This window comes from Synechococcus sp. NOUM97013 (assembly GCF_014279815.1).
In the GTDB taxonomy this organism is placed as follows: domain Bacteria; phylum Cyanobacteriota; class Cyanobacteriia; order PCC-6307; family Cyanobiaceae; genus Synechococcus_C.
In genome coordinates, this window is record NZ_CP047941.1 from 1792354 (window position 1) to 1805767 (window position 13414).

The window sequence follows — 13414 nt, forward strand, 5'->3', positions numbered from 1 at the left end:
TAATCGCGTTTCACCAAGCTCCCACCAAGGCTTCACTCGCCTGGTCAGTCATCTCAGCGAAGCTGAATCCAGCAGCGGAGCCGGCGTGAGTCAAACGATCTTTCCCCCGGGCTTCCCATCCACCACGGCTGCAGTGCCGCACCGTCAGGTGGCGCCCCCCGAAGTCACCCCCCCGGATCTGGATTCAGCACCCAGCCTGGAACGCATCGTCCAGATCGCGAATGAGCAGGGACATTCCGATGTGCACCTCGGCGTTGGAGAAACACCCCGGTACCGAGCTCGAGGCGAGATGCTCCAGACCGAATGGCCTGTGACCACATTCGAGACGTTTCAAGGCTGGCTTCAGGAGATCCTCTCTCCTCAACAGATTGATGACTTCCTTCAGTCGAAGGAGTTCGACGGGGCCTATGCGTTCCCGTTTGTGCGCGTCCGCATCAACCTGCTGGATTCTCTGCGGGGACCAGCCATGGTTCTGCGTCTGATTCCCCAAACGATTCTCAGCCTTGAAGCACTGCAACTTCCTGATGTTTTGAGGGATTTGGCCTCAAGGCCCAAGGGGCTGGTGCTGGTAACGGGGCCAACAGGGTCCGGCAAAAGCACAACCCTGGCGGCCATGATCGACTGGATCAACCGTCATCAGAGCCGTCACATCCTCACCATCGAGGACCCGGTTGAATTTGTGCACTCCAGCCAAAGTTCCCTGATCCGCCATCGGGAGGTGGGTCTGCACACGCACAAATTCCACAACGCCCTCCGGGCCGCGTTGCGTGAAGATCCTGATGTGATCCTGGTGGGTGAAATTCGCGATCAAGAGACGCTCAACACGGCACTGGAGGCTTCCCAGACTGGACATCTGGTGTTCGGAACGCTTCACACCAACTCCGCCGTCAAAACGGTGGAACGTGTGCTGGGAATGTTTCCTCCGGAAGACCAAGACAGCATTCGACGGTCTCTGTCGGAATCCCTGCTCGGTGTGATTGCCCAGGGGTTGATCCGCACCACCGATGGCAAGCGAGCCGCCTTTCACGACATCCTGATTAATACCGATGCGTGCAAGGACTACATCCAACGGGGAGCCCTTGATGACGTTGAAGAAATCATGGAGCGCAGCGGTTTTGATGGCATGGTGACCACGAATCAATCGCTGCAGACGCTGGTGGAGAAAGGTCGTGTTGCAGCGGATCAGGCCATCGCCTTGAGTCTCAAACCCAACGAACTTGCCCAGGCGCTTCGAGGTCGTGGTGGGACTTAACCAGAACAATGCTTCGGATGATTAGCCATCTCCCGAGACAATTTTCTTAAATAGCCAATCACAAAGTAGCGATCCGTAAGGACGGCCATTAACAACAAGAATCACTCACGCACACCACAACCAAATGCGCCGTCAGCCGGCTGCAAAAAGTCTGATCAACAACAGAAAAGCCAGTCCTGCTGATAGCCCGAGCATGGCCAGACGACCGTTCCAGATTTCAGCCTGGGGAGTGAATCCCCTGCGCCAGGAATTCAACTCAACGGAATCCACTGGCTCGACATTGGACTCTTGATTGGGGTCAGGACTCATCCCCACAACCTAAAAACAGACGACAACACCCTATGTGTTGCATCTCAGAAAGGGGGATTCGATTGATACAGAGGCGCACAGTTCTCCAGCGGCCAGCGTGCAGACACCCCCAGCTGCAGAGAACTGAAGCCCGACAGGCCACTCCAGTGAAGTCGCTGGAACGCTGCCGCACCAACCATCGCAGCATTGTCAGTGCAATAGGCCAGGGGAGCGAGATGAACAGCCACTCCTTGCTTGCTGCCCTGCGCATGCATGCAACGCCGCAAGCGCTGGTTGGCAGCCACACCCCCAACCATCACCAGGGTCGACAAACCCTGATCAGCACAGCACCGCAGACTGCGCTGCACCAGCACATCCACCACCACCTGCTCAAAGCTGGCAGCGAGATCAGCCAGGGGGAGGGGCTCCTCAGCACGCTTGCAGGCCTCCACCTGCCTCAGCATTGCGGTCTTGAGACCACTGAAGGAAAAGTCATAGGGATAAAAACCACCGCCTGGTTTGGACACGCGTCCCTTGGGCAGTGAAAAGCGGGTCGCCTCGCCATCCCGCGCGACGGCCTGAATGGCAGGACCACCCGGATAGGACAACCCCATCAGCCTGGCCACCTTGTCGAAGGCCTCACCGGCGGCGTCATCGTGGCTTCGACCGAGACGCTCCATGCAGCAATCACCATCCACTCGGATCAGCTCGGTGTGGCCACCACTTACCAGCAGAACCAAATAAGGGGGGTCCGGGGATTCGTCCGCGAGATGCACGGAGGCCAGGTGGGCTTCAAGGTGATGCACACCCACAAACGGGCGGTCGTGGAGGGCCGCAAGCGTGCGTCCTGTCACCGAACCCGCCATCAGAGCGCCCACCAGTCCTGGTGTGACCGTGGACGCCACAGCATCCAGATCGGTCATCGACAGTTCAGCGTCATCCAGGGCCTGGCCGATCAGATGCGGCAGCGCTTCCACATGACGACGGGATGCAATCTCAGGGACCACCCCTCCCCACTGGGCATGCTCCTCAATCTGGGAGGCAATGCGATGCGCCAGCACGTGCAATCGGCCATTGCGATGCTCCACCACAGCAGCTGCGGACTCGTCACAACTTGTTTCGAGGGCAAGCAGCTTTGACATCCGAACCGAGAGCCTCCACTACTGTCGATTTGTGACATCCTGCCGCTTCGGCGCAGGCTCAACAGGAATCGTCCCGATGCGTCGTCTCTTCGCCCTCGCGCTTTCGGCACTGCTTGTCTTCGGCTTTGCGCCCGTCGCCAAAGCAGATGTTGCAGGTCTGACTCCATGCTCAGAAAGCGCCCGTTTCCAGCAACGCGCCAGCGCAGCCTCCACACCACAGGCCAAAGCTCGTTTCGACATGTACAGCCAAGCTGTCTGTGGTGAAGACGGTCTTCCTCACCTGATCGTCGATGGCCGCTGGGATCACGCTGGTGACTTTGTCTACCCCGGCCTGATGTTCCTCTACGTGGCTGGCTGCATTGGCTGGTCCGGTCGTGAGTACCTGAAAGCCACCCGCGGCACGAAGGAGCAGTACATGAAGGAAATCCAGATCGATTTCCAAATTGCTCTGAAGTCTTTGATCGCTTCAGCAACCTGGCCTCTGGCAGCAGTGCGTGAATTCACCAGCGGCAAGCTGCTGGAAGATGATTCCAAGATCACTGTTTCCCCTCGCTGAATCTTTCCCTGTCACTGTCATTGATCCACTGAAACGATGAAGAAATTTCTGAGCACAGCACCTGTGGTAGCTGCCATCTGGTTTACGGCCACAGCAGGCATTCTGATTGAGTGGAATCGGTTTTTCCCCGATCTTCTGTTCCACCCCATGGGCTGAACACAGCATCACCGTCAACAAAAAAGGAGGGCTAGGTCCCTCCTTTTTTTGTGCCAATTGCTGTTTAGGCGAGACTCATCAGACGTTCCAGCTCTGCAAGCGCAGTCTCAAGATCATCATTGACCACGACTGCGTCAAATTCCTGCTGGGCGTCCAGTTCAGCGCGGGCGCGATCCAGCCGTTTCTGGATGGCATCTTCCGACTCCGTTCCACGACCGCGAATACGCCGCTCGAGTTCCTCAAAGCTCGGTGGCGCCAAAAAGATCTGAAAGGCCTCAGGAAAACTACGGCGCACCTGACGTGCCCCCTCTAGTTCGATTTCCAGCAAAACAGGCGTGCCGGCATCCAGCCGCTGCATCACCGGTTGCCGGGGGGTTCCATAACAATTACCCGCAAATTCAGCCCACTCCAGCAGCCCCCCTTGAGCCACGAGATCGTCAAACGACGGGCGGGAATGGAAAAAGTACTGAACCCCATGCTGTTCTCCATCCCGCGGTAAGCGTGTGGTCGCGGAAACCGAAAGCCACACCTGGGGATGGCGCTCCAGCAGACGGGCCACAAGCGTGCCTTTGCCCACACCGCTTGGCCCCGTCAAGAGGGCGAGCCGGGCTCGGCTGTCGGTCGGTGCCATGGCTTGTGCGCAGTCAGGCTGCAGGGTAGGAAGGCATCCCACGTCAGAAGACCACCGACAGCGATGGCCAGCAGCACGCTTCAGGTGATGGATCTCACCAGCCTCAAGGCCGTGCTGGCGGACCTCAGCAATCAGATTCTTCCCAGCCGCTTCGAAAAGGCCCAGCAGCCAGACCCGCACAGTCTCCAGCTGGGTTTCCGCACGCTGAAAGGAATGATTTGGCTGGAGCTCAGCTGGCAGGCCGAGGCCGCCAGGCTTGTGCGGATTCCGCCTCCGAAACGGACCGGTGCCGGCAGCACGCTGGCGCAACAGGTACAGCACGGCCTGCGTCAGCTGGCGCTCGTCGACCTGCAACAGCACGGATTCGAGCGGGTGGTGCAGTTTCAGTTCGCCCCGCGACCCGGTGAAGCAGCCGTCAGGACCCTGGTCCTGGAGCTGATGGGTCGTCACAGCAACTGCCTCATGCTCGATGATCAGCAGCGCATCACAGCGATCGCCCGTCAGGTAAGGCAGCACCAATCAAGGATCCGACCGCTGAGCAGCGGTGATGCCTATCTACCGCCGCCTTCTCTTCAAAGCCTTCCGCCACAATTAAACGAACCGATCGAACAGTGGCAACGACGTCTGTCACTGCTGCCGGTCGGGCTGGGCAAGGCATTGCGCGAGACCTATCAGGGAATCAGTCCTGCGCTGATCAAGCAGCTGGTTGCACTGCCAGCGACGGCCGCCAATCCATCGCCGGCCCTGCTGCCCTCCACACCCGTCGACACCATCACCCCGGACCAGTGGTCGCGGTTGCATCAACGCTGGCTGCAATGGCTCAGGCATCTGGATCAGACCACCTTCAGCCTTCAGCTGGAAAAAGAGGGTGGGTATTGCGTCTGGAACGGCCCTGACATCGAACGCGACGATGACCGTGACAATGCTTTGGGGGATTGCCTCAGCCTCCGACTTGGTCTGTATTACCGCCACCACCTGAATGCGCGTCGCCTGCAGCGCAGGACCGACGAACTCAGGCAATTGCTCCAAGTGAGTCGCGAGCGGGAACAAGCCCAGCGGATGGAGCAGCAAGACCGCATGGAGGACACCAACAATGCGGAAACACTGCAGCGCCAGGCCGACACCCTCCTCTGTCAGCAGAATCCAGACCGCGACAGCATCGATCGCGCTCAGAAGCTCTACCAACGTGCTCGTCGATTACGACGGGCCATCCCCGTGATCGAGGAGCGCCTCCGACATCACGATCAACGCCTGGCCTTGCTCGATGGCAGCGAGAGTTTTCTGGAGGATTTGATCCAAGCGGAGTGGGATGACCCGGCTGAGCGCAGCCAACAACTCGAAGACCTCAAGCTTGAACTGGAAGAGCTATTGACCCCCAAGCGGCAACGCCGTCAAATCGGTCCACCACCAGGACAGCCCCAGCCCCTGGCGTTGACATCGGCGGGTGGACTGCTGATCCAAGTGGGACGCAACCACCGCCAAAACGAATGGATCAGTCTTCGACAAGCCCGCAGCGGGGATCTCTGGTTTCACGCGCAAGAGTGCCCTGGCAGCCATGTGGTGCTCAAGGCATCAGCCTCTGCAGCATCAGAGCAGGACATTCAGGAAGCGGCTGACCTCGCAGCCTGGTTCAGTCGCGCGAAGGGCAACCGACGGGTGGCCGTGGTGATGACCTCGGTGGACCATCTCCAGAGAATTCCTGGATCAGCCCCAGGAACCGTGCGGCATCGGCAGGCGGATCTGGTGTGGGCTGAACCGGACCGTGCACGTCGAACCCTTGAGGGGCGGGAGCCCCTAGCCTGATCCTGCACGGACAGTGAAGCCCCCCTGACGAGGATCGAGCCCAACGAGCCAAGCGCACTGTCACCGCCACCCCCGATTCGAATCGGGAGTCCTGACAGCCCTCCTAATGACGTGGAGATGCCTCTGGTGGATCACCTGGAGGAGCTGCGTCAAAGGGTGCTGCGCAGTCTTGGGGCTGTGGTCATCTGCGCTCTTGCCTGTTTGCTGGCTGTGCGGCCGCTGGTCAGATTGCTTGAGGAGCCGGCCGGTTCCATCCGTTTCCTGCAGTTGGCACCGGGTGAGTTCCTGTTCGTGTCCTTCAAGGTGGCCGGTTACGCCGGTCTCACTCTGGCGCTGCCGTTTGTCCTTTACCAAGGGCTGGCCTTTGTCCTTCCCGGCCTTACCCGTGGCGAGCGCCGGCTGATCGCACCGGCGGTAGCAGGCTCCGCCGTTCTGTTTCTGGCGGGCTTGGCGTTCGCGTGGTGGGCGCTGATTCCAGCTGCACTGCGTTTTTTGGTGAGCTACGGCGCTGATGTGGTGGAGCCGATCTGGTCGATCGAGCGCTACCTCGACTTCGTTTTGCTACTCATGCTGTCCACAGGGTTGGCCTTCCAATTGCCCGTGCTGCAGCTCCTTCTGGGAGCGTTCGGGCTGGTCAACTGGAAACGAATGCTCTCGGCCTGGCGCTGGGTGGTGATGATTTCGGCGCTCGCCGGAGCAGTGCTCACCCCCTCAACGGACCCGGTGACGATGATTCTTCTGGGAAGTGCGATTACAGGGCTCTACCTGATCGGAGTTCTTCTGGTGGCGGTGGTGCAGCGTTTCAAAGCAGAAACTCCTCCAGCCTCTCCTCCCCCTGCAGCTGCAGGCTGAGGGCTTTCCCAAGCCTGGGACGGTCTCGCGTGGTGCTTAACCAGTCCCGAACGACCCCTGCCTGCCCCAATCGGTTGACGATTTCCAACACTTCGGCGAGGTGAGCTCGGTAACCCTCCTCGTTCAAAGGGAACGATTGCTGCTCGAGATAGGCCCACATCACCTGCAGATACATCCGCCGACGACGGGTCACCAACTGCAAGTCGTAGCTGGCTTGCCAGCGAGAGCGCAGAAGTTCGACCACCTCATCCACGCTCAGAGGATCCGGCAGAGACGACGAAGGTGATTCAACAAGCACGAATGGCGACCTTAAACATCGATGAAAAACCCAGTCTTCGCAAAGTGTGACACGACCTTTAGCGTCCATAATGATCGTCATTCAGTGCCCAATGACAGTCAGTTATGACTCAGACGCCAGCAGGTGACGTGCCCGGAATGGGCCGCCGGCAGTTTATGAATCTGCTGACCTTCGGGTCCGTGACCGGCGTAGCGCTCGGCGCTCTTTATCCGGTGGTGAATTACTTCATCCCCCCTCGCGCTGCGGGTGGCGGTGGCGGCACCACTGCAAAAGATGAGCTGGGCAATCCGGTCACCGCCAGTGGCTGGCTGAGCAACCACCCCAGTGGCGACCGCAGCCTTATCCAGGGACTCAAAGGCGACCCCACCTATTTGATCGTCGAAGGCGATGACGCCATCGGCAGCTACGGCATCAATGCCATCTGCACCCACCTCGGTTGCGTGGTGCCCTGGAACAGCGGTGCCAACAAGTTCATGTGTCCCTGTCATGGCAGCCAGTACGACGCCACCGGCAAGGTGGTGCGCGGTCCAGCACCCCTGTCCCTTGCCCTGGCCAACGTCAGCGTTGAAGACGACAACGTGTTCGTGAGCCAGTGGACCGAGACCGACTTCCGCACGGGCGAGAAGCCCTGGTGGGGCTGATCCACGACTCCTTTCCCGCCGTTCTCCCCTGACTCACCGTCTCTGATGCGCCGCCTTCTCTCACCCCTATTCGCCGCTCTGATCGTCGGCGTTGCCGTGTTCTCGGCACCTTCCAGCAGCTGGGCTTATCCCTTCTGGGCTCAGCAGAACTATGACGCCCCCCGCGAAGCCACCGGCAAGATTGTTTGCGCCAACTGCCACTTGGCGAAGAAGCTCACCCAGGCTGAGCTGCCTCAATCCGTGCTTCCCGACACGGTGTTCAAGGCATCCGTGAAGATCCCCTACGAGGAGGGTCTCCAGGAAATCGGAGCCGACGGCAGCGACGTCGGACTGCAAGTAGGTGCTGTGATCCAGTTGCCCGACGGCTTCACTCTGGCACCCCAGGATCGTTGGACCGACGAGATCAAGGAAGAAACAGAGGGCGTTTACTTCACCCAGTACAGCGACGACCAACCCAACATCCTTCTGGTGGGCCCCCTCCCCGGTGACCAGCATCAGGAGATCGTCTTCCCGATCTTGTCTCCCGACCCTGCCACCGACAGCAACATCCACTTCGGCAAGTACCAGGTCTTCGTGGGAGGCAACCGTGGCCGTGGCCAGGTGTACCCCACCGGCGAGAAGAGCAACAACACAGTCTTCACGGCTCCTGCAACCGGAACCATTGACTCCATCGAAGACGGTGACAACGGCGCCAAGGTGGTCACCATCAGCAGCGAAGACGGCAGCAGCGTGAGCGAAACCATCCCTGTCGGCCCCACATTGCTCGTGGCCACAGGTGAATCCGTTGTCGCCGGTGCGCCTCTGACCAACGATCCCAATGTCGGCGGTTTCGGCCAGATGGACGCTGAGGTTGTGCTTCAGAACCCAGTTCGTATCTACGGGCTGCTCGCTTTCTTCGCCGCTGTAGCTCTTGCCCAGATCATGCTGGTGCTGAAGAAGAAGCAGATCGAGAAAGTCCAAGCCGCTGAGGGCGTCTGAACCCGGTGCTCACCGCAGTTTTCACATCGCCTGGGCCCGAGCTGTTTCAGCTCGGGCCTTTTGTTCTCCGCTGGTACGGCCTGCTGATAGCAGTGGCCGTACTGATCGGCCTTAATCTCTCCAGCTGGCTGGCACGTCAACGGGGGCTGGAATCCAATCTGATCAGCGACCTGCTTCCGATCCTGGTACTGGCAGCTGTTGTGGGAGCCAGGATTTATTACGTGGCATTCGAATGGCAGAGCTACCAACGCTCCTGGTGGGATGCGTTCGCGATCTGGAGAGGAGGCATCGCCATCCACGGCGCCCTGCTGGCAGGCACTTTGGCCGTGATTTTGTTCTGTCGATGGAGGCGTGTGGCCTTCTGGGATGTGCTGGATGTACTGGTGCCATCGGTCGTACTGGGCCAGGCCATTGGCCGTTGGGGAAATTTTTTCAATTCAGAAGCCTTCGGTGTTCCAACCGACCTGCCCTGGAAACTATTCATCCCCTTTGCGAGCCGCCCACAGATCTTCAGCGACTCCGAATTTTTCCACCCCACCTTTCTGTACGAGTCAATCTGGAATCTTGGGGTGTTTGTGCTTCTGATGGCGCTCTTTCAGCTGGGACGCAAGCAGAAACTCCGGCTTCCTGCCGGTGCCATCAGTTGTCTCTACTTGTTGAGTTACAGCCTTGGTCGCATCTGGATCGAGGGCCTGAGGATTGATCCTCTTTGCCTGGGAGGTCAGCCCCCCTTCTGTGATGGCGGTTTGCGCATGGCTCAACTGATGAGTTTCAGCCTGATGGCCATAGCGGGCTTCGGGTTGTATTGGCTCTATGGACGCCAAGCCTCTCTGCCCGACCCAGGCCTGCGACAGACGGAAGGATCATGATCAAGCTTTCGATCGTGGGTGCCGGGCCAGGCGCTCCTGACCTGCTCACCCGCCGAGCTGAAGACAGGATCCGTGCGGCCGACGTGCTGATCTGGACTGACTCACTGGTTTCCCCTCAGATCGCTGGCCTGGCTCGGGAGGGTTGCGAAAGCATTCGCACCAGCACCCTCACGCTGGAAGAGGTGCTTCCACTGATGATCAACCGCGCCAAGCAAGGTCTCAGAGTGGTGCGTCTGCACGATGGAGATCCTGCTCTCTACAGCGCTTTGAATGAACAGGTCTGCGGACTTGCTGATGCCGGCATTGAGGTGGAGGTTGTCCCCGGCATCAGTGCTTATCAGGCCACAGCTGCAGCTCTGAATGCCGAACTGACCATTCCGGGGGTTGTTCAAACCATCGTGCTGAGTCGGACAGGTGGACGCACCGGTGTGCCGGAGCGCGAAGAATTGGGGAATCTGGCCAGGCTTCAAGCGTCGTTATGTCTTTATCTGAGCGCGCGTCATATTGATGACGTGCAAGCAACCTTATTGGAGCACTACCCAGCCGACACGCCGGTGGCGATTGGCTATCGGGTGAGCTGGCCGGATCAGTGGATGACGATGGTGCCCCTCGATCAGATGGCCAAGACAAGCCATAAACGCAATCTAATCCGCACCACGCTGTATATCGTCAGCCCTGCATTTCGCTCCAGCAAGGAGCGCTCAAGACTGTATGCACCGGATCACGACCATCTGTTCAGACCTAACCGCTGAAGCCTCGAAGGCGGGCTGTGGTCTAGAATTAACAAGTGCGGGCGATTAGCACAGTGGTAGCGCACTTCCTTCACACGGAAGGGGTCACTGGTTCGAATCCAGTATCGCCCATTAAAAAAGACCCTCTACAAATTAGAGGGGCTTTTTTTGTTTAATCGGCTCACAAAACAAACAAGTCTTTTACCAATTAACGGGGATTGATCAACCTCCGAGGGCAAATCTTGGATGTCATGGCGGAACTTTAATGCGGCTAATTCAGCCACCAAGTCTGAACGCTGTTGTTATCCAAGCCTGAATGCGTTCGACGAAGAGTTCCCAGCCCTTTGAAGCGGTGGAGGGTGCACTGGGTCGATCCAGAACTGAAGCGTGCAGAGCCGTGGCAGGAGGTTCGTATCCATCAAAGGCGATCATGGCGTCACGGGCCCCTTGCAGGTCTTGAAGCAAAGCCCGCGGAGATAACTGCTCACGCGAACGATTGCGTGCACTGGACATTGTTTCGCTCCGGCGAACACTCTCTTTTGTTAGGCAGAAGACCACACGCAACACCCGTCATCGTCATGGGACGCAATGAAGCCCTGCCTCACAACCAAGAATGTCTATGTGCTTCTTGGTACTGACAGATCGGGGAAACGAGATTAGTTTCTGTCCAGCTTCAAGCAACAGCGCGGATGTGGTCGTCGGATTCCGGTCGCAGCAAAGATGCTGAATCCGCCGCAACGCTTCAGGACATCGGCGCCATTCTCCGTCAGGCGCGTGAGTCGCAAGCTTTGACATGCGAGCAACTGGCTGGGGCACTGAACATGGGAACCGAGCAACTGACGGCCCTGGAGGCGGGTGACCTCGATCGGCTGCCAGAACCGGTGTTCGTCACGGCCATGACCCGTCGCGTTGCCTCCAAACTCCATGTGGACAGCGACCCTCTGATCCAACGCTTGCAGACAGCGCTTGCCAATCCGGCCAGCACCAAGACATCGGAGCCCGACGCCGGTGCAAAGACTCGCTCCGCCCCGCAAACGGTCAAAAGCCCCGGTCATTCGTGGGGTCGCTGGATCACGGCGGCCATCGGCATTGCGGCTGTGGCCGGTGGAGCCATGGTGCTGGCCAGCCAAAGGCGGACACTTCAGACCACGTCCATCCCGTCCACGCAGCAGACCATTCCCTCGTCTGCTGCGATGAGCAGCCGTTCAAGCGCCGTTGCCGTTGAACTGGATGCGCCGACGGCACCTGCTTCCATCACCATCACGAGCTCGGAACCCAGCTGGCTGTCGATCCGCAACAGCGATGGATCCAAATTCTTTGAAGGAACCCTGGCTGACAGCAAAACATTGCCCGCTGATGCGAATGTTGAGATCTACGCCGGCAGGCCGGATCTGGTATTGATCAGCCGCGGCGACGAGACCCCTAAGGCACTGGGCACCATCGAACAGGTGCGTTGGTACAAACTCAATCCCTGACTTTCACCCGCAGAGTTAGTCCGGTGACAGTCTTCACCACCTCCGAGCAGCTCTCCAGACTCCACTGCTCAAGACTGACGTTCTGATTGAGACGTTCAGGCACCAGTTCCAAAACGAGATCATTGCCGACCACCTCGGTGACGAGGGTTCTCACCACCGGTTCGGGCCTGCGGTCCAGTGCAGCTGCAAGGCGCAGCAACAAAGACATCTCTGACACGGTTCGACGGTTGTCCCTGGTTGGCAGTGCCTGCCACGACTCATGACGCTTCTTGGGCAGGCTGCGGCGGTGATAACGGGCAATGGCTGCAATCATCAGATGCTCGGCTTCTGAATAGCCCAGAAGCTCGCCGTGGCGGATCAGATACCAGGAGTGCTTGTGATAAGCCGACAGATTGATGTGCTGACCGCAGGCATGCAACATGGCGGCCGCCCAGAGCAGATCCCGTCCGGATCCGTCATCACGGTGCAGGGTTCCATGCGTGTTGTCGTAGAGGCTCAGGGCATGACTCGCCACCCGCTCAGCACGGATCTGATTCACAGCGAACCGTTGAACCTGATGAATCACTGTGCGCTGCCGGATGCTGCTTTGGAAGCTGAATCGGTCCTCCAGCAGCCCGTGACGCAACATCCAATCCACGATCAGACCCTCGCGCAGGGCCCTTTCACTCAGGACCAGTTCGTCCACCCCCAGCATCTGCATGGTGGTCTGAAGGATCAGTGACCCCGGGACGATGATTTCGGCCCGGCGATCATTGATCGCCGTGAGACCACGTCGCTGATCAGGCGTCATGGTTGCAAGCCTCTCCACAACGCGGTTCAGTCGCTGCCGAGAAACTTTGTAACCGTGCAGCTTCAACGGAGGGCGCTCGTCCTCGGAGGCTGCCAAAGCACCGATCGCCATAGCAGTGCCGCTTGTGGCCACCAGCACGGGGGTTTCCCCTGGTTTGATGCGGCGGTGCACCTTGTCCACCGCAGGCTCCAGGGAGCCCTGAATGAAGGCCTGCAGGAAGGAGCGACGTTGGGGCGGGATCGGGTCATCTTTGACAAAATCACGCTGAAGCCTCACTGCGCCGACACGGGTGCTGGTGAGTGCACGAGCATCCCGGCCATCCGCGAGGATCAACTCGGTTGAGCCGCCGCCGATGTCAAGCACCAGATGCGGACGATCTCCGAAGGGCATTCCCGACAAGACGCCGAGGTAAATCAGGCGCGCTTCCTCCGGACCACTGACGAGATCCACGTCAAGGTCGAGCTGATCTTTGATCGTCTGGAGGAAATCCCGGCCGTTGGGGGCCTCACGCACAGCACTGGTGGCGGCGACGACGATCTGCTCCACCTTGTGACTGAGTGCGAGCTCCTGAAAGTGACGCAAGCTCTTCAGTCCACGGGCAATCGCCTCAGGCGTGAGCTCACCAGTCTCTGGATCGCGCTCACCCAGACGAGTGGTGGATTTTTCCGCCAGATCAATGCTGAACGTTCCCAACGCCACATCCACCGACGCCACGAGCATGTGGGTGGAGTTCGTGCCGACATCGATCGCGGCCACGCGCCGCACCTTTCGTAGCTCGCTCTGCCCCTTGTCCAGAGCCTGATTCAAACGCTGATCATTGAGGTCCACGGTGGTCACAAGCGAAGACTCGGCACCTGACATGGCGCACCGTGAAGAAGGGCCCCACTCTGCCATCGGTTCTCCAGGGGGAGAGCCTGCTGATTAAGGTTCGAAAATTCCTGTGTTTGAGCGC

16 protein-coding genes and 1 tRNA gene are annotated in these 13414 nt (G+C 59.1%); 11 read left to right on the forward strand and 6 right to left on the reverse strand.

Annotation, left to right across the window (positions count from 1 at the left end):
- The first annotated feature begins 85 nt into the window (after positions 1-85).
- Positions 86-1252, forward strand: coding sequence for a type IV pilus twitching motility protein PilT (locus SynNOUM97013_RS09790; protein ID WP_186479568.1), 1167 nt, complete (start codon positions 86-88; stop codon positions 1250-1252).
- A gap of 132 nt (positions 1253-1384) precedes the next feature.
- Here SynNOUM97013_RS09790 and SynNOUM97013_RS09795 read toward each other — a convergent pair whose 3' ends face one another.
- Positions 1385-1561: a high light inducible protein gene (locus SynNOUM97013_RS09795; RefSeq protein ID WP_186479569.1), complete on the reverse strand. Its 177-nt coding sequence runs from the start codon at positions 1559-1561 to the stop codon at positions 1385-1387.
- Between the two features lie 44 nt (positions 1562-1605).
- Complete coding sequence (gene tsaD, locus SynNOUM97013_RS09800; protein WP_186479570.1) at positions 1606-2682, reverse strand: tRNA (adenosine(37)-N6)-threonylcarbamoyltransferase complex transferase subunit TsaD; 1077 nt, start codon at positions 2680-2682, stop codon at positions 1606-1608.
- 76 nt (positions 2683-2758) lie between these two features.
- Between tsaD and SynNOUM97013_RS09805 the strand changes: the two genes are divergently transcribed.
- Complete coding sequence (locus tag SynNOUM97013_RS09805) at positions 2759-3238, forward strand: Photosystem I reaction center subunit III (RefSeq protein WP_186479571.1); 480 nt, start codon at positions 2759-2761, stop codon at positions 3236-3238.
- A gap of 36 nt (positions 3239-3274) precedes the next feature.
- Positions 3275-3394 (forward strand): photosystem I reaction center subunit IX, encoded by a 120-nt coding sequence (psaJ, locus tag SynNOUM97013_RS09810; protein WP_186470495.1) that lies wholly within the window; start codon positions 3275-3277, stop codon positions 3392-3394.
- 64 nt (positions 3395-3458) lie between these two features.
- Here psaJ and gmk read toward each other — a convergent pair whose 3' ends face one another.
- Positions 3459-4025 carry a guanylate kinase gene (gene gmk / locus SynNOUM97013_RS09815; RefSeq protein ID WP_186479572.1) on the reverse strand — a complete coding sequence of 189 codons (567 nt, stop codon included), beginning with the start codon at positions 4023-4025 and terminating at the stop codon, positions 3459-3461.
- Positions 4026-4088: 63 nt separating this feature from the next.
- Here gmk and SynNOUM97013_RS09820 point away from each other — a divergent pair, with 63 nt between their 5' ends.
- Both SynNOUM97013_RS09820 and tatC read left to right on the forward strand, forming a co-directional pair.
- On the forward strand, positions 4089-5828 hold the full coding sequence (locus tag SynNOUM97013_RS09820; protein ID WP_186479573.1) for an NFACT family protein: 1740 nt from the start codon (positions 4089-4091) through the stop codon (positions 5826-5828).
- A gap of 117 nt (positions 5829-5945) precedes the next feature.
- Positions 5946-6680: a twin-arginine translocase subunit TatC gene (gene tatC / locus SynNOUM97013_RS09825; RefSeq protein ID WP_186481564.1), complete on the forward strand. Its 735-nt coding sequence runs from the start codon at positions 5946-5948 to the stop codon at positions 6678-6680.
- On the opposite strand, the gene SynNOUM97013_RS09830 is transcribed toward tatC, so the two are convergent.
- A complete protein-coding gene (locus SynNOUM97013_RS09830; RefSeq protein ID WP_255442722.1) occupies positions 6631-6978 on the reverse strand; it encodes a DUF3067 family protein in 348 nt (115 codons plus the stop codon). The two genes, tatC and SynNOUM97013_RS09830, sit on opposite strands and share 50 nt — an antisense overlap.
- 104 nt (positions 6979-7082) lie before the next feature.
- On the opposite strand from SynNOUM97013_RS09830, the gene petC reads away from it, so the two are divergent.
- From petC to SynNOUM97013_RS09855, 5 genes are all read left to right on the forward strand, one after another.
- Complete coding sequence (petC, locus tag SynNOUM97013_RS09835) at positions 7083-7619, forward strand: cytochrome b6-f complex iron-sulfur subunit (RefSeq protein WP_186479575.1); 537 nt, start codon at positions 7083-7085, stop codon at positions 7617-7619.
- Positions 7620-7664: 45 nt separating this feature from the next.
- On the forward strand, positions 7665-8597 hold the full coding sequence (gene petA / locus SynNOUM97013_RS09840; protein ID WP_186479576.1) for a cytochrome f: 933 nt from the start codon (positions 7665-7667) through the stop codon (positions 8595-8597).
- Positions 8594-9466 carry a prolipoprotein diacylglyceryl transferase gene (lgt, locus tag SynNOUM97013_RS09845; RefSeq protein WP_186481565.1) on the forward strand — a complete coding sequence of 291 codons (873 nt, stop codon included), beginning with the start codon at positions 8594-8596 and terminating at the stop codon, positions 9464-9466. Before petA ends, lgt begins: the two co-directional genes overlap by 4 nt.
- Positions 9463-10218, forward strand: a complete 756-nt coding sequence (gene cobM, locus SynNOUM97013_RS09850; protein ID WP_186479577.1) for a precorrin-4 C(11)-methyltransferase — start codon at positions 9463-9465, stop codon at positions 10216-10218. The genes lgt and cobM overlap by 4 nt, the downstream gene beginning before the upstream one ends.
- Positions 10219-10257: 39 nt before the next feature.
- A tRNA-Val gene (locus SynNOUM97013_RS09855) sits at positions 10258-10329 on the forward strand.
- Positions 10330-10473: 144 nt separating this feature from the next.
- Here the strand turns inward: SynNOUM97013_RS09855 and SynNOUM97013_RS09860 are convergent.
- Positions 10474-10710, reverse strand: a complete 237-nt coding sequence (locus SynNOUM97013_RS09860) for a hypothetical protein (RefSeq protein ID WP_186479578.1) — start codon at positions 10708-10710, stop codon at positions 10474-10476.
- A gap of 176 nt (positions 10711-10886) precedes the next feature.
- Here SynNOUM97013_RS09860 and SynNOUM97013_RS09865 point away from each other — a divergent pair, with 176 nt between their 5' ends.
- Entirely contained in the window at positions 10887-11672 is a 786-nt protein-coding gene (locus tag SynNOUM97013_RS09865) for a helix-turn-helix domain-containing protein (RefSeq protein ID WP_186479579.1), read from the forward strand.
- Here SynNOUM97013_RS09865 and SynNOUM97013_RS09870 read toward each other — a convergent pair.
- Positions 11662-13323, reverse strand: coding sequence for a Ppx/GppA phosphatase family protein (locus SynNOUM97013_RS09870; protein ID WP_186479580.1), 1662 nt, complete (start codon positions 13321-13323; stop codon positions 11662-11664). The genes SynNOUM97013_RS09865 and SynNOUM97013_RS09870 overlap by 11 nt on opposite strands.
- Positions 13324-13414: the final 91 nt, after the last annotated feature.

What these genes read in the sequence shown, in the direction of transcription:
- petC (WP_186479575.1), top strand. Translation starts at nt 7,083, where the DNA reads ATGACTCAGACGCCAGCAGGTGACGTGCCCGGAATGGGCCGCCGGCAG.
- SynNOUM97013_RS09870 (WP_186479580.1), bottom strand. Translation starts at nt 13,323, where the DNA reads ATGTCAGGTGCCGAGTCTTCGCTTGTGACCACCGTGGACCTCAATGAT.
- SynNOUM97013_RS09860 (WP_186479578.1), bottom strand. Translation starts at nt 10,710, where the DNA reads ATGTCCAGTGCACGCAATCGTTCGCGTGAGCAGTTATCTCCGCGGGCT.
- tatC (WP_186481564.1), top strand. Translation starts at nt 5,946, where the DNA reads ATGCCTCTGGTGGATCACCTGGAGGAGCTGCGTCAAAGGGTGCTGCGC.
- SynNOUM97013_RS09795 (WP_186479569.1), bottom strand. Translation starts at nt 1,561, where the DNA reads ATGAGTCCTGACCCCAATCAAGAGTCCAATGTCGAGCCAGTGGATTCC.
- cobM (WP_186479577.1), top strand. Translation starts at nt 9,463, where the DNA reads ATGATCAAGCTTTCGATCGTGGGTGCCGGGCCAGGCGCTCCTGACCTG.
- petA (WP_186479576.1), top strand. Translation starts at nt 7,665, where the DNA reads ATGCGCCGCCTTCTCTCACCCCTATTCGCCGCTCTGATCGTCGGCGTT.
- psaJ (WP_186470495.1), top strand. Translation starts at nt 3,275, where the DNA reads ATGAAGAAATTTCTGAGCACAGCACCTGTGGTAGCTGCCATCTGGTTT.
- tsaD (WP_186479570.1), bottom strand. Translation starts at nt 2,682, where the DNA reads ATGTCAAAGCTGCTTGCCCTCGAAACAAGTTGTGACGAGTCCGCAGCT.
- SynNOUM97013_RS09805 (WP_186479571.1), top strand. Translation starts at nt 2,759, where the DNA reads ATGCGTCGTCTCTTCGCCCTCGCGCTTTCGGCACTGCTTGTCTTCGGC.
- SynNOUM97013_RS09865 (WP_186479579.1), top strand. Translation starts at nt 10,887, where the DNA reads ATGTGGTCGTCGGATTCCGGTCGCAGCAAAGATGCTGAATCCGCCGCA.
- SynNOUM97013_RS09820 (WP_186479573.1), top strand. Translation starts at nt 4,089, where the DNA reads ATGGCCAGCAGCACGCTTCAGGTGATGGATCTCACCAGCCTCAAGGCC.
- gmk (WP_186479572.1), bottom strand. Translation starts at nt 4,025, where the DNA reads ATGGCACCGACCGACAGCCGAGCCCGGCTCGCCCTCTTGACGGGGCCA.